General features: G+C 33.1%; 12 protein-coding genes. 7 read left to right on the forward strand and 5 right to left on the reverse strand.

Translation table 11 applies throughout. The features are described from left to right. Positions 1-34: 34 nt before the first annotated feature. Positions 35-1333 carry a nitrate/sulfonate/bicarbonate ABC transporter ATP-binding protein gene (locus ACFELV_RS03780; protein WP_375326819.1) on the forward strand — a complete coding sequence of 433 codons (1299 nt, stop codon included), beginning with the start codon at positions 35-37 and terminating at the stop codon, positions 1331-1333. 663 nt (positions 1334-1996) lie between these two features. Next, positions 1997-2812, forward strand: coding sequence for a hypothetical protein (locus ACFELV_RS03785; protein ID WP_375326820.1), 816 nt, complete (start codon positions 1997-1999; stop codon positions 2810-2812). Between the two features lie 219 nt (positions 2813-3031). On the opposite strand, the gene ACFELV_RS03790 is transcribed toward ACFELV_RS03785, so the two are convergent. The 5 genes from ACFELV_RS03790 to mutM all read right to left on the reverse strand — a co-directional run bounded on the left by ACFELV_RS03790 (position 3032) and on the right by mutM (position 7983). Continuing rightward, a complete protein-coding gene (locus ACFELV_RS03790; RefSeq protein ID WP_375326821.1) occupies positions 3032-4915 on the reverse strand; it encodes a DUF3857 domain-containing protein in 1884 nt (627 codons plus the stop codon). A 245-nt stretch (positions 4916-5160) separates the two neighbouring features. After that, positions 5161-5394 carry a DUF2674 domain-containing protein gene (locus ACFELV_RS03795; protein WP_375326822.1) on the reverse strand — a complete coding sequence of 78 codons (234 nt, stop codon included), beginning with the start codon at positions 5392-5394 and terminating at the stop codon, positions 5161-5163. 754 nt (positions 5395-6148) lie between these two features. Further along, the gene (acpS, locus tag ACFELV_RS03800) at positions 6149-6547 is read right to left on the reverse strand and encodes a holo-ACP synthase (RefSeq protein ID WP_375326823.1); all 399 of its coding nucleotides are present in this window, start codon (positions 6545-6547) and stop codon (positions 6149-6151) included. A 44-nt stretch (positions 6548-6591) separates the two neighbouring features. After that, complete coding sequence (rpoZ, locus tag ACFELV_RS03805; protein ID WP_375326824.1) at positions 6592-6990, reverse strand: DNA-directed RNA polymerase subunit omega; 399 nt, start codon at positions 6988-6990, stop codon at positions 6592-6594. Between the two features lie 174 nt (positions 6991-7164). After that, a complete protein-coding gene (gene mutM, locus ACFELV_RS03810) occupies positions 7165-7983 on the reverse strand; it encodes a bifunctional DNA-formamidopyrimidine glycosylase/DNA-(apurinic or apyrimidinic site) lyase (protein ID WP_375326825.1) in 819 nt (272 codons plus the stop codon). Between the two features lie 237 nt (positions 7984-8220). On the opposite strand from mutM, the gene ACFELV_RS03815 reads away from it, so the two are divergent. The 5 genes from ACFELV_RS03815 (at position 8221) to xth (ending at position 14250) form a co-directional block, all read left to right on the forward strand. Next, positions 8221-9630 carry a hypothetical protein gene (locus ACFELV_RS03815; RefSeq protein WP_375326826.1) on the forward strand — a complete coding sequence of 470 codons (1410 nt, stop codon included), beginning with the start codon at positions 8221-8223 and terminating at the stop codon, positions 9628-9630. Between the two features lie 404 nt (positions 9631-10034). Continuing rightward, positions 10035-10802 (forward strand): bifunctional demethylmenaquinone methyltransferase/2-methoxy-6-polyprenyl-1,4-benzoquinol methylase UbiE, encoded by a 768-nt coding sequence (gene ubiE, locus ACFELV_RS03820; RefSeq protein WP_375326827.1) that lies wholly within the window; start codon positions 10035-10037, stop codon positions 10800-10802. 25 nt (positions 10803-10827) lie between these two features. Next, positions 10828-12219, forward strand: a complete 1392-nt coding sequence (ubiB, locus tag ACFELV_RS03825) for a 2-polyprenylphenol 6-hydroxylase (protein ID WP_375327504.1) — start codon at positions 10828-10830, stop codon at positions 12217-12219. 124 nt (positions 12220-12343) lie between these two features. Continuing rightward, positions 12344-13312, forward strand: a complete 969-nt coding sequence (locus ACFELV_RS03830; RefSeq protein WP_375326828.1) for a hypothetical protein — start codon at positions 12344-12346, stop codon at positions 13310-13312. Between the two features lie 152 nt (positions 13313-13464). After that, entirely contained in the window at positions 13465-14250 is a 786-nt protein-coding gene (gene xth / locus ACFELV_RS03835; protein ID WP_375326829.1) for an exodeoxyribonuclease III, read from the forward strand. Positions 14251-14258: the final 8 nt, after the last annotated feature.

Raw genomic sequence — 14258 nt, forward strand, 5'->3', positions numbered from 1 at the left:
TTAAAATTATATTTAGGGTCAAGAAAGGGAAATTATGTCAGATAGTTTACTTGAATTGGTATCAATTACTCACATTATTACCAAAGAGGATAGTAGCAAAAAAAAAATATTAGACAATATTAATCTTACCCTTAGAGCAGGAGAAATAGTAGCAATCCTTGGTAAGTCTGGTTCAGGGAAATCTACATTGTTAAGAATAATTGCTGGTTTTATACCACCAGTTCAGGGAAAAGTCATAATGTATAACCAAGGCTCTATAAAAGAGCGGTGTAATATTAGTATGATTTTTCAGACTTTTGCTCTTTTCCCATGGCTGACAGTTTTGGAGAATGTAGAACTAGGGTTAGAAAGTTTAAATTTATCAACTTATGAACGGCGTAAGAGAGCTTTAGATGCTATTGATATGATAGGTCTGGATGGTTTTGAATCAGCTTACCCTAAAGAATTATCCGGCGGCATGAAGCAGAGAGTAGGGTTTGCAAGAGCGTTAGTACTGAGGCCAGAAATTTTACTTATGGATGAAGCTTTTTCTGCGCTGGATATTCTCACAGCTAATAACCTAAAGAAGGATTTTCTAGATTTATGGGAACGTGGGGAAACACAAATGCAGTCCATAGTGCTAGTCACTCATTCCATTGAAGAAGCCGTCACAATGGCAGATAGAGCATTAATACTTTCCGCTAATCCTGGAAAAATAGTAGCGGAAATCCCTATTGCCTTAACAAGGCCGCGGGATATTCATAGTACAGAATTTAGTGTAGTAGTAGATAAAATATATAGCTGTATGGTATCTGCCTATGAAAAGCCTTTGAAGGTAGTAAGTAATAAATATCAGAATATCGATCAAAAAATTAATCTAACTTCAGTTACTCAATTAATTGGTAGCATTGAAGCGTTAGCTAGCCCGCCATATAAAGGGAATGCTCCTTTGTCAGATTTGCTTGAGGTGTTTCACATTCATGATATGAGTGCAATATTACAGATTGTGAATGCATTGCAAATATTAGATTTTGCTATCGTTACTGCAGACAATATAAAATTAAATCAAGCCGGCAAATTGTTTGCTGCCAGTAGTTTAGAGGAGAGAAAAAAAATTTTCAAGAAGCATCTACTTGATAATATAGCTATTGCCTCTTATATATGTAACACTTTATATCAAAGATCAGATCATAAGGCCTCTTTCTCACATTTTAAATCTTATCTTATAAATACCCTAGCAGATGAGGATGCTATTACTACCTTAAAATCTATAATAGGATGGGGCCGGTATGCAGAAATTTTTTCTTATGATGATAATAAGAAGATTTTTAGTTTAGATAATCCTACTGCTTAAGAAGCTGGGAGATCAACATATTCCTTCATGCTATATCGTATCCTTACTAATATTTTCTTTACCTCTTGTTTATCTTCCTTGGGCAACTTTTATGCGAAATTAAGCTTAAAATCACCTGTCCAACAATATTATTCCCTTCTCTTATAATTAATAAAAATTTAGATTCTAGTAATATTAGCATAGCAGAATATAGCGAGGTATTTTGCTATGTTTCTCTATATTTTTAGTAAATAGTTTATATATTTTAATATAAATGCAACACTTTTAAATATTTATTTAATGAATTTAGGTAAATAATTTTTAATTAGTTGAGGGTTGTATTACTATTAATTTATCTTAATAAAAATTTATTGAGAGAATAAGGTGGTAGAAGAAATTAAGGGGACTCCTAAAAAGCAGTACATTTTTCAGATAATGTATCTGCGGATAAGCAAGCAATACTAGCACAACAGGCTCGCGATCTTATGCATAATGGACTGGTGAAGGAAAAATCGGAAGGTATAGTACGGATAAGTTGTTAGCAAGCTAAGAGAGGTTGGGAAAAGTGGTGGATATGATGTTACTCGTTAAGAGGTAACAGGGTAGATATCTCCTAGGATACAATAACTACTAATGTTTTTCTATATGCTACCTTGTTAATAAGCATAATAAATAGGTACAAAAATGCCAGAAAAGATAGAGGATACTATCAAGCCTCAATTAACCAATGATGAAATAGAAGCGGTTACAAAATATCTATTACCCCCTAGTGGGCGTGAGCACTTAATAAAGGCAAGTGAAGAACGTAATAGACCGAAGTTGGGTGAAGGCTTTCGTGAGTATAAAAGATTAAAAGATCTAAATAAGGCTAAAGAAGCAGAAAAATGGAATCCCACCAACAGCAAATGGAGAGAGAGGGCAGATAAGACAAGCGATCGGGATGCAGCTAAAAAGCTTGCGTACAATATTGCGGCAGCGGGGTATAACATAGAGCAAGAAAGGAAGAGGTTGATACAACAATACCCTGAGTTACCCAAGATTTTTGAGCGATCTAAAAAAAATGAAGCTAAGATAGAAAAAGCATTTAGGGAATGGGAAGGCAAGAATCCAGACCTAAAAGCTAAAGTGAGAAAGGTAGAAGACAAAAATTCTGAACAATTTACGGAAATAAAAGTTATTCTTGAGAAAGTAGTTGGTGCATTAACCAAGGAACCTGAAATGCAGCAAGCAATAGATAACGCAGATTTTAACCAATTCATGAAAAAGGCAAGTTCAAAACTAACAGGTCTAGTAACATTCAAACCAAACGTAGGTTTTGATCAATTCATGGAAAATGCCAAGGCACAACTAAAAGAACTAGAGACACGCCAAGAGGCCCGGAATATAGTAAAGACAACAGGCGTTGCCAAGCTGATACAGGCGGTCAAAGGGAAGGGGTCCCTACTACCCACCATCCCCTCATTCCTAAAACGCAATAAGAGCTCATCAATAACTAGGTAAGTGCAAAAAAATGCAGCCAGACGAAAACTACTGAATTAAGTGTAATGGGCTCTTTATTTGTAAGTAATAAGGCTATTTGCTGTCACTTCTCGTCCCTCTTCATAAGGTAGATGTAAAAATACATAAATGGGTGGGCCCGGTTTTAAATTATATGGGTAGTGTGTTTATAAAGGTAAACGGGCCAGATTGTAGACTAATTAGGTTATATTAACAATAATTTTATTCACTGATGATTATCGCAGCTCCATCAAAATTATTTTCTAACTGTTCTTTGAAATTTTTATATTCAGGGGTCTTTAATTCTTCATTGGTAATAAAACTTTTTCGTATAATTACTTTATCAATAAATTCTGTGCCATTATCTTGATATTTACAGAGTCTATTAATGGATAACCAGGGAGAGTCTAGTGTAAAATTCAACTTTTCACAATGTTTAATTATAGTGTTTTTTATTCGCATATGTTTCTCATTGGTCCCCGGAATACCGATAAAAATATCTGACAGTTGATCCGGTGCAATACTGATCATATGCTTAACTGCATTACTTCCGCTTAACCGTAAAGCGGCACCATTATTAGTATTAAAAAGTAGATTTTTTTGTTGAAAGTGATATTTAATAGTAAGATCTTTTACAATGCGAGAAGTCAGGTCGGGTAATTCGAGAGATTTCTTGTCTTCTTCATTAAGATGTACTCCACTAATTAAGTAAAAAGTCATATCGCGTAGCTGCTGGGTTGAGTAATATAGTCCCGCTCCTGCAAAATCTAAGGCTGCTTCTCCATGCATCACAGCTTGACCAACTTCATCTATAATATTATTGTTGATTATTAATTCACTATTATAGATAGTAGTTGAGTTTTGCTCTGATATTGCTGGAATTTTCACGTAACCTGCTTCATTAGAATCTAATATTAAACTCATTTTATTTGCAATATCAGGAAAGATTCCTTGAGCCATGCTGACTAGATTAGTTGGATCAATCCAATATACTTTTTGTTCGTTATTAGTTACTTTAAGCATTACATGATTAAAGTTATCGATATTGGGTAATGAGTCAGGATTAGAAATATTATAAATTCCTCTCATTACTACAATAGGCTGCACTTTGTAACCAAGCTTTTGTAGGATCGCTGCTGTGCTTGCTGTAAAATCTTTACAATCGCCAATTTGAGAATGAGCAATTTTCTCTAAATCTCTTGGAAAAAAACGCCCCGCTATTGATCTCCAATCGCCCATATATTGAATTTTTTCATTTAATGAAGCAGTAACAAAATTGATTCTCTCTTCATCCTGGCTCTTATTAGCTGCAGCATCTGCTATTGCCAGGAATATTTCAGGAAGCGGTTGGTTGATTACCTTATAATAGCCAGGCGCTAATTTTTTAGCGAACACTTCCCAGTCCGATAAGCTAGACATGGATACCCAAGTAGAATATTTAATATCTAATATACCATTACTTGGCTCATTTACTAATCCTTCATAAATAGGTTTTTCTAAGGTAATATTAATAGAATATAAATTGTTCTTTGAGTTTTGGGTAACTTTTAATACCTTTCTTGGATCATTAATTTTAATTTTCAACGGTAATGCAGAATTAATTTTAGTAACGCTGGCTTGCCAATAACCGCCCCCACCGTAAAATAGATTATGGCCGTAAAAATTATCAATAGGGACTTTTGTTTCAACTCGTTTATATTTTAAATATATTTCGGCGCCTAATTCTACTTTCGGAAAAGATATAGTTAATTGCTTTAACTGATCAAACCCTTGCCCTACACTAGCAAGAGGTTTATCTTCTATCATCTCTTTGGTAACTATGTATTCTTTCCCGTTATAAGTTGTTTTAGCTTCTAAAATAGTGATATGTGAGCTATCTCCATTATAGGTAAAATTATACTGGGAAAAGTTACTACGCCCTGTTTCTTTTAATATGGTAGCCTTGAACTCTGTTATGGTTTCAGAAGTCCCATTTTTATTTATTTTAATGTTATTATTAAAAAATTTGATATCAACTGCCGCATCTTCATATTGACCCCATCGTGCTTCCACTGGTGATATAATATAAAATAATAAGCTCAGGAGAATTTTTAGATGTCGTAACATAATAATTTAAGCAGTGATTGAGAATAGTTACCTTTATATCAGGTAGATTAGGCAAAATCAAGGAAAATGCATCTGAATCTAGAGTTCAACAAACACCCTGGCTACATATCGAGAAATAATTAGGATTGGAGGTGAGTTTTAGAATTAATTGTTGCTGCAAAGTTAGCTTTTTACAGCCTATTAATAACCCCAATAACACTTATATCATGAAAGGATTTTTATTCAAATTTAAGTTTAAAATATCTTTAACTAAATGAGATCTTTTTTTTGGGCGGGATATAAATAAGCTGTTCCTCAGCACTGATCGAATGATCATAAGTGACTTTTTCCATAACTCCAACATAGTGATTACCGCATGGTACTAATTTGACTATTGACCAGCCTTCATTGATTATAGATTGAGTTTTCTCTATGTCAGCTTTATCTTCGGAAAAAGAGATAATTTTTTGGAGGGGCTTTGGTTTTGTTAGAGCGGTCATAGCTTTACTTTGCTTTAAAAATTATAGATAAATAAGATAATTGTAAGTTAATCTGTTAAATTTGTAGGCCATACGCTAATTTTCTATTGCAGCTTCCAGTAATATATAAGATTCTTTTAAGTAAATATATGTACTGCTTTTGCTCCTGCAGGATTTGCTACTGCCTAGCTCTTCTTGAAGTGGATTCAATCGTCTCCAACTCTTCGTACAAGTAATACACATAATTTTTACAGCTGATAAAAAAATAGCTATCACAAGGCGATATTAAATGATAAAATATTAATATAACTTAAGATAAATAAAGCTATTTAAACATAAATTCTTTAATTATTCAATATAAATTTTACATATAATATAAAAACTTAAGGGATAGGACAATACAAACAGTATAGTTAGGGATATGGGAAATGTGGTGGTGGAAATAATATGACCATTAATTTACGATAATTCATTTATACTCTTCCCCTTTCAAGAGTTGGATACGAAGGTCAACTTCAAGAAGAGCTAGGAGTGGCAAAGTTGAGGAGCACAGCGTACATATAGTCACACTACTGGACAAAAATAGAAGATGGTTGAAAAAACATATTATTTTAAGTACAAAATGTTATTTTTGAGATAATAATTGCTAAAAACGAGCTTTAGCAGATAACAATTTTTGTGCTTTTTCAACCATCTTCTATTTTTGTCCAGTAGTGTGACATATAGTACGTGAGCACCGCAAATCTTTAGACACGACGCCGCCAATTCTTGAAGTTCACCGAGTATATATTGATAATTTAGTACTAACTAGTGCAAATGCTATAGCAGTAGGGTAATCATCAGAGAGAGAAATATAAACCTCCAAATTATTAAACTTATCTGGATCCAGAGGAGAGGAAATTTTAACGAATGGTTTACCTAAATTATCATTTAGGATAGAAATATCTTTTAGGTTGATGCCGCACCCAATTCCGTGGCCAAAAGCTTTGGCAATAGCCTCCTTAGCAGCAAATCTTTTAGCAAGATAATGACTATATAACTCCTTATTGACAGAAGTTAATTGCTGTATTTCATAGGAAGATAGGATCTTGTTTATAAAAAGTTGGCCATATAGCTTTAATAGTCTTGCTATTCTTGGAATCTGCACTATATCTGTGCCAATACCGATAATCACGATAAATTTTTCCAGTAACTGTAATAATTGAGTCTTTAATAGTGTTAATTTTTTTGTTCTTCTTCAGTCACATTATCATCAAATACTTGCTCTGCTAAATCGGAATAGTCTTCAGTAACATATAGATCTGAACCACTTGGTAAATAATCAAAATTTTCTTCAGTGTTTTCAGCTGAATGGGTAGTTTCTTCATCGTCAATTGGCTCAATTCTACTTTTGGTTCTCAGGCGATTAAGTAATTCTGCTTTTAAGGTAGAAATTTTGATGTTACCCGCTGCAATTTCACGTAATGCTAATACAGGGGCTTTATCTTCTCTGTCATTTGCAATAGTGACCTTACTGCCAGACAGAATATCTTTTGTTCTTTGTGCTGCTAATGCCACCAGCTTAAACCTTTCGCCCTTAACCTTTTCTGTGCAGTCTTCGGTTGTAATTCTAGCCATATTTTCCTGCTCTTTACATATATCTGTGATTCTACTATAAACTATAGACTATAAATTTCAAGAAACCTTTTCAAAACTTTATAGAAGCAGAAGATCATGAAGTACGACGAACGTAGATAATTAGTTTTCGGAAATGGTATAAGGCTAGGCTTGAGAAGGTGAAAGTAAGGCAGATTATTTTTGGCAACCAGAACAGAAGAACGTGGTTCTACCTGCTTGTTTTATTTTTTCTATTATCATGTTACAATACAGACATTGCTGTTTGTACCTAGCATATACTTGCAATTGTTGTTGAAAATAGCCGGCTTTATTGTCCCCATTAACAAAATCTTTAAGCGTAGTACCTCCAGCTGCGATAGAGTTTGTTAAAACCTGCTGTACTGCTAATATTAACCGATTTATTTCCTCATCAGTTAAGGTATTGCTAGGTTTGCATGGATGTATTTTTGCTAGGAATAAACTCTCAGAAGCATATATATTACCTATACCTACCATAATTTGATTATCCATTAATAGATTTTTTATTGGCATATTTCGTTTTAAAAATTTTTCTTTTAAGTAGGTTACAGATACATTAGACGATAAGGGCTCTAAACCAATATTATGGAAAAATTGCGTTTCAATTAGGTAAGTACGGATAGTATAAATCATACCAAAACGTCTTGAATCATTAAAAACTAGTTTCTTGTCATTCCTTAAATAAAAAATTATATGATCATGTTTTTGTAGGCTGTAATCATTAGATTGTATGCTTAATCTGCCACTCATTCCTAAATGAATAATAATGGAATAAGCATTATCCAAATCTATTATTAAATATTTGGCTCTCCGCCGTAGCATGATAATTTTGGCAGCTTTTACATCCTGTTCTAGACTATTACTTAATCTATAACGTATGTTATCACGTCGCTTTTCTAGCCTATCTATAATATTATTAACTAGCGTTGATTCTAAAGAACGTTTCAATGTTTCGACTTCAGGTAATTCGGGCATCGGCTCATCCATTATAACACTATAACAATCAATTTAACACTAATCTGCCTATTAAAAAATATAAAAATTGTCAAGCAAACATATTAATTCTAATTTGTTCGAGCAAATTTAGGGTAATTTTTAGGTAAACTCTAGATTGTATTTTTCTATTAAGGATGTTAATAATAAGTTATCAAAACAGTTAACAATATTTATGTTTATATTCATTCATAGAATTATAAAAATAGGAGAGACACTATGGCTAAAGGACAAAAATTTTCTCTGAATATCCATCACCGAAGTATTAGACTCAGTACTGATTCTACACGTTATACTGATCAGAAATTATTAGCAGGGCATTTTTATATTGGGTTAGAACGGGAAGGCAAAGAGATCTTCTTTAATAAATATCCTATTAAAGTAGGATTCTTAGATAACTTAATAGATTCTCAAATAATTAAATCGGAACTTATCGCAGTGTATGGTTCTATTCAAGCAATAGAAAGTTATAAGCTGATCCAATGCATAACAACAAATATTATTCCCTTAACAGCTGCGCAATTTGCTAAGGCTTATACATATGTTGTGGATCAAGTGGAAAGTAAAATAAAGACATCTTATACTGAGTTATCAGGTAATGCGGATTACGTGCAATCTGTCTATCATGCGGCAGGATTACCTTTATATTTTACTACTATCTATACCAAAAATGAGCTCAAAGATTTACATACTCATGCTGCTAAGTATGTGTTATTAAGATATGGTAGTCGAGATACTTTAGAACAATATTTTCATAATGTCTCGGCTGAGAATAAGGAAGAGTTAGCCCAGCGATTAAATATTAATAAAGAAGCCATTACTCCCCTTTTAATAACTAAAAAATCTAGTAAATATTGTTTTTTTTCAGTATCTCTAAAAGATGTCATTCTCCCTTATAAACAACAATTCAGCAATATAGTTAGTCAGGAAGCGCTGATCAGTCCAATGGGAGGGGGATTAGAAATTCCCTTGCCTTATCCTGTGCCACATCAATTTTTTGCACCAGGAAAAAATTGGTGTGATATAATTCCTATTGCGTTATTTTATATGACTAGTAAATTTATTATTAGCGGTCCTTCAGTTATGAAGACTGAACAAATGAAATATTGGTTAGAAATGGAGAAAACTTATGAAGCAGAATTATATTTAAATTTTATAAAATTTAATGAGTTTATAAAAGTTGATGAAATCGCAAGTAGGGTTAGCACCGATATCGTAAAATTTCGAGAAAAGTTTGTTGACTTATTAGTCACTTATGATTCTCAACATCAGCAAAGTATTAAAATAGCCAAAAAAGAAAATGTAACATTTTTTAAAAAATTAAAACAATATTTTACTAAAAAATCTATAGTACCGGAAGTCAGCCCAGAGGAGCACCGTCAAATTGAGGAACAACAAATAGAAAAAATTCAACTATATAATAAAATAATCCATGAAATTAATGAAAGATTTAATCAAGTTACTTATGAAGCCGCTGAGAACTTTAATTTTTTAGCGCTAACAGCACAAGGCAGACTGCCAGATTGTCAGATTGCTGCCTTATTTAATATTAAGAACTTGACACAAACCTTTCTACAAGGCGTGATAAAGGATTTAGACCTGGCAGATAGTACGGTATTGCTAGAATAATTCCCTTTTTTATTTGTTTGAAATATTAGTAGAGAAAGCATTTGTGCTATATTTTTTATAAGGTTATAATCAATTGAAGCTAAGTCATACCATTGCCGAAAACTAATTATTTACGTTCGTCGTACGTCATGATCTTCTGCTCCTCACGTATACGTCTGTCACACTACTGGACAAAAATAGAAGATGGTTGAAAAAGTACAAAAATTGTTATCTGCTAAAGCTCGTTTTTAGCAATTATTATCTCAAAAATAACATTTTGTACTTAAAATAATATGTTTTTTTAACCATTTTCTATTTTTGTCCAGTAGTGTGATACGTCTGTACGCGCAGGTAGCGGGCACTCGTACTCCTAGTGCTAATTTAGTTTTAGGTAAATGGTATCATATAAATTTACAGTAATGAATATGCAAAATGATGAGGATAGCTCCCAGCAAGTAGATTTTGGCTTTTCCAAAGTTACTTTTGAGCAAAAAAGACAATTGGTACAAGATCTGTTTTCTCAAGTGGCTAATAAATATAACATGATGAATGACCTAATGAGCTTAGGGCTGCATCGCCTATGGAAAGATGAATTGGTTAGGCAAATTGCTAATTTACAATCACATATATTAGATGTGGCAAGTGGCACAGGCGATATAGCTTTTAGGATAAAAAAGCGGGCTGATTTACGTGCGCGTACTTGCCATATTACTTTATGCGACATTAATCCAGATATGTTAAGAATAGCGCAGGAAAGAGCGATAAATAACAACATATTACATGGATTAGAATACGTAACGAATAATGCAGAGCAATTACCTTTTGCAGATAATAGTTTTGAATATTATACTATTAGCTTTGGTATTCGAAATATTCCAAATATTAATAATGCGCTAAAGGAAGCATATCGTGTTTTAAAACCAATGGGTAAATTTTTATGTTTGGAATTTGCTAAAGTAGACAATGAATGGTTAAAACCAATATATGCATTTTATTCCTTTAACATTATTCCTAAGATTGGCAGGGTGATTGCAGATAACGAATCCGCCTACCAATATTTAGTAGAGAGTATTAGTAATTTTCCTGACCAGGATACATTTTCTGTAATGTTAAAAGATGCTGGTTTTAGTAAAGTGAGCTATAAAAACTTAACATGTGGTATTACTGCTATTCATAGTGGTTACAAATTATAATAAAATGATGGTCTAAATGTTTAGTTTGTTATTTAATTTGTGGCGCTTATTATGCTTATTATATGTGGTCAGTAAACAGCAAATATTAGTTTATCCAGGTACTATAAAATTACCAAGGCGATTAAAAGCGATAGGGTGGCTTATAGCTCTAATAATTTATCCTATTAGCGCTTTTAGGAGACCCCAGCTTGATTTTGGCATACGGTTAGCTAACTGTTTGCAAGAGCTTGGACCGATCTACATCAAATTAGGACAAACTCTTTCTACCCGCCCAGATCTGGTAGGCAATAGAGTAGCGGAGTATTTGAAGTTATTGCAAGATAAATTACCGCCTTTTGATAGTAAAATAGTACGGCAACTTCTTCATGCTGCTTTTGAAGAAGAGATTAATGAATTATTTACTCACTTTGATGATAATCCAGTTGCTGCTGCATCGATAGCGCAGGTACATAAAGCTACCTTAAAATCTGGTGAATTAGTAGCAGTAAAAATATTAAGGCCAGGAATTCATCGTATTTATAATCGCGATATTACCTTTCTTTATTATATTGCAAAATTATTAATAAAATTATCTCGGAGATCCCAAAGACTGCAGCCAGTAGGTGTTATAGATGTTTTTAAGGTAGCTATGAAATTTGAGCTGGATTTACGGCTAGAAGCAGCAGCTGCTTCTGAACTGGCAGATAATTTTCAAAATGATCAGGATCTCTATATTCCAAAAATTTATTGGCAATTAACGCAGGAAAATATATTAACTACTGAATGGATAGATGGTATATCGATATATGATCAAGTTAAGCTGCGCGAATGTAATATTGATCCCAAACAAGTTGCTCAAAAATTTGCCACGGTATTTTTTAATCAAGTATATAGAGATGGTTTTTTCCATGCGGATTTACATCCAGGGAATGTATTAGTGAAACCAAACGGTAGTATAGTATTATTAGACTTTGGTATCATGGGCAGATTAGCAAATAAAGATAGGTTAGCGATAGCAGAGAGTTTATTTGGGTTTTTTACTAAAAACTACAGATTAGTAGCCCTAGTTCATTTGCGCGCTGGTTATATCCCGACTCATACTAATTTAGATCATTTTGCGCAGAAATGTAGAGCAGTAGCGACTCCCATTTTAGAGCAAGGAATTAATAATATTGCCATAGGTAGTTTACTAGGGCAATTATTTAAAATAACTGAAGATTTTGGGATGGAAGTGCAACCGCAATTATTATTATTACAAAAGACTATAGTAGTAGTAGAAGGTGTAGGACAGCAGCTTGATCCAACAATTAATATATGGCAACTTATAGAGCCGTGGATTAAGAAATGGGCCGCTAAGAATATTAGCTTCGAGGCCAAAATGTTACGCATTTTAAAACATTCCATAAAAGAAATGTTAGAGAAAATTAATAGAGAATAGTAGCAAAGTTAACGCTCCTTAATACTTTTTATCAATATTCAACAATTTTTCTTAATTTTTACTAACATAAATTTAACATTTTCCCTAATATTATAAAGTATAAAGGTAAAAATTAGAGGATTTTATGACAAAAGTTAAAAATGACGAGGAGATAAGAAAAGAATTAGAGAAATATTACGCTAAGAGTGATCCTTCAAATATGGAAATTCGTATAGAGAATACACCTATTCCTGGTGGAATAGCAGTGCTAAAAGACTTTATGAAGGATAATCGTGTTACTGACCTAGTATTAAGAGAGAATGAGCTAAAACAAGAAGAGATTGTAGATTTAGTGAATTCTGACCCAATGGGCTCGGTAACATATCTGCACTTAACAAAGCAAGGTATTACTGATAATACTTTGGATGCTATAGTTAATTCTCCCCATTTAAAAAATCTAGAGCAACTAGGTTTAAGAGGTAATAATGATATAACATCAGTATTTTCTGTTCTCACTAAAGATCCCACAAAGTTACCAAATCTTAAATTGGTTGATACACCAGATCGGGAAGGGCTAGAGGCTGTCAGCATTCATGAGTTTTTAAAAGCTAGAGAGATATTACACGAAGCTGTTATAGATAATAAAAAAGAAAATATCAAGATAGCTAAAAAAGATATGCCAATATTAATAGCAGCACTGCAGCGAGAAAAAAGTCAAGAAAATAGCAGCAAACCATTATTTGATAGTATCGCGTTGTTATTAGATGGTCTAAAAAACAGTCAAGAAGAAGATATTAAAATACCTAAAATAATGGCTGAAAAGTTAGTAACAGCAATAATACAGCTAGAAGCACAAACAGAAAATAGAGTGGTATCAGGCGTGATTGAGGATCTAATGGTACGTTCGGCAAAAAAAAGCCCAGAAGACAATATTGAAATACCTACAAGAGAAGCTAAAGCGCTATTAAAGCATGTTATTGGCAGCCAAGAATACAATAAGATGCATACAGACTTAAAAAAAATCATAAGCCAAAAGCAAGAAAAGCTTACTAAACAAGCTCCAACAAAGCCAAAACTTGTCCCTAAGCCTCCTGTGAAGGGTGTTAGTAGATAATCTGATCATTTTTGTAATAAAAATTAATGCCCTAAGAAAAATGCCTATGAAGTGCTTGTGCTTTATAGGCATTTTCTTTATGTTATTATGCTATTAGTTTACAAGAATTTATTCTTAGCTTGAATTAAAGTGAAATAATTTGGAGAATTATAATGAAGTTGGTGACTTGGAACATTAATTCAGTGCGCTTACGCCTTGGCTTACTGAAGAAGTTAATCGAAGAACATCAGCCTGATGTGATAGCTTTGCAGGAAATTAAAACAATAGATGATTTTTTCCCATATCAAGCTATTATTGATATGGGATATGAACATACATATTTTTCTGGACAAAAATCTTATAATGGAGTAGCTATCTTATCTAAATTACCTTTCACTAATAAATTTTCTCTTGAATTGTATAATCAAGATAAAAGACATATCGCGGTGGAAATAGGGGGAGTAGAGATACATAATTTTTATGTGCCAGCAGGTGGAGACATACCTGATATTCATCTTAATGCAAAATTTAAACATAAGCTAGAATATATACGGTTAGTAGAAGAATGGTTTTGTTGCAATCGTGGCTTGGAGAGTAAAATTGTGTTAATGGGAGATTTGAATATTGCGCCGCACGAACATGATGTATGGTCTAGTCGGCAGTTACGCAATGTAGTAAGTCATACGCAGGTAGAGCGAGACGCCTTGTTGAAATTACAGCATTCCTTAAAATTTATAGATAGTAGCCGCCATTTGGTACCCTATGATCAGAAATTTTATACTTGGTGGAGTTATCGGAATGTAGATTGGCAAAAAACAAATAGGGGACGGAGGCTAGATCATGCTTGGACTAGCAATAATTTACAAGATAATATTGTCTCTATCAATTCCTTACCAGATGCTAGAAATTGGTTACAGCCTTCTGATCATGTACCGTATTTTTTAACATTAAGTAATTAATTGTTCTG

The organism is Candidatus Tisiphia endosymbiont of Nemotelus uliginosus, from assembly GCF_964264835.1.
Taxonomy (GTDB): domain Bacteria; phylum Pseudomonadota; class Alphaproteobacteria; order Rickettsiales; family Rickettsiaceae; genus Tisiphia.

Excerpts from the sequence above, each read along its gene's own strand:
- ACFELV_RS03780 (WP_375326819.1), top strand. The coding sequence starts at position 35 with ATGTCAGATAGTTTACTTGAATTGGTATCAATTACTCACATTATTACC.
- ACFELV_RS03785 (WP_375326820.1), top strand. The coding sequence starts at position 1,997 with ATGCCAGAAAAGATAGAGGATACTATCAAGCCTCAATTAACCAATGAT.
- ACFELV_RS03790 (WP_375326821.1), bottom strand. The coding sequence starts at position 4,915 with ATGTTACGACATCTAAAAATTCTCCTGAGCTTATTATTTTATATTATA.
- ACFELV_RS03795 (WP_375326822.1), bottom strand. The coding sequence starts at position 5,394 with ATGACCGCTCTAACAAAACCAAAGCCCCTCCAAAAAATTATCTCTTTT.
- rpoZ (WP_375326824.1), bottom strand. The coding sequence starts at position 6,990 with ATGGCTAGAATTACAACCGAAGACTGCACAGAAAAGGTTAAGGGCGAA.
- mutM (WP_375326825.1), bottom strand. The coding sequence starts at position 7,983 with ATGCCCGAATTACCTGAAGTCGAAACATTGAAACGTTCTTTAGAATCA.
- ACFELV_RS03815 (WP_375326826.1), top strand. The coding sequence starts at position 8,221 with ATGGCTAAAGGACAAAAATTTTCTCTGAATATCCATCACCGAAGTATT.
- ubiE (WP_375326827.1), top strand. The coding sequence starts at position 10,035 with ATGCAAAATGATGAGGATAGCTCCCAGCAAGTAGATTTTGGCTTTTCC.
- ACFELV_RS03830 (WP_375326828.1), top strand. The coding sequence starts at position 12,344 with ATGACAAAAGTTAAAAATGACGAGGAGATAAGAAAAGAATTAGAGAAA.
- xth (WP_375326829.1), top strand. The coding sequence starts at position 13,465 with ATGAAGTTGGTGACTTGGAACATTAATTCAGTGCGCTTACGCCTTGGC.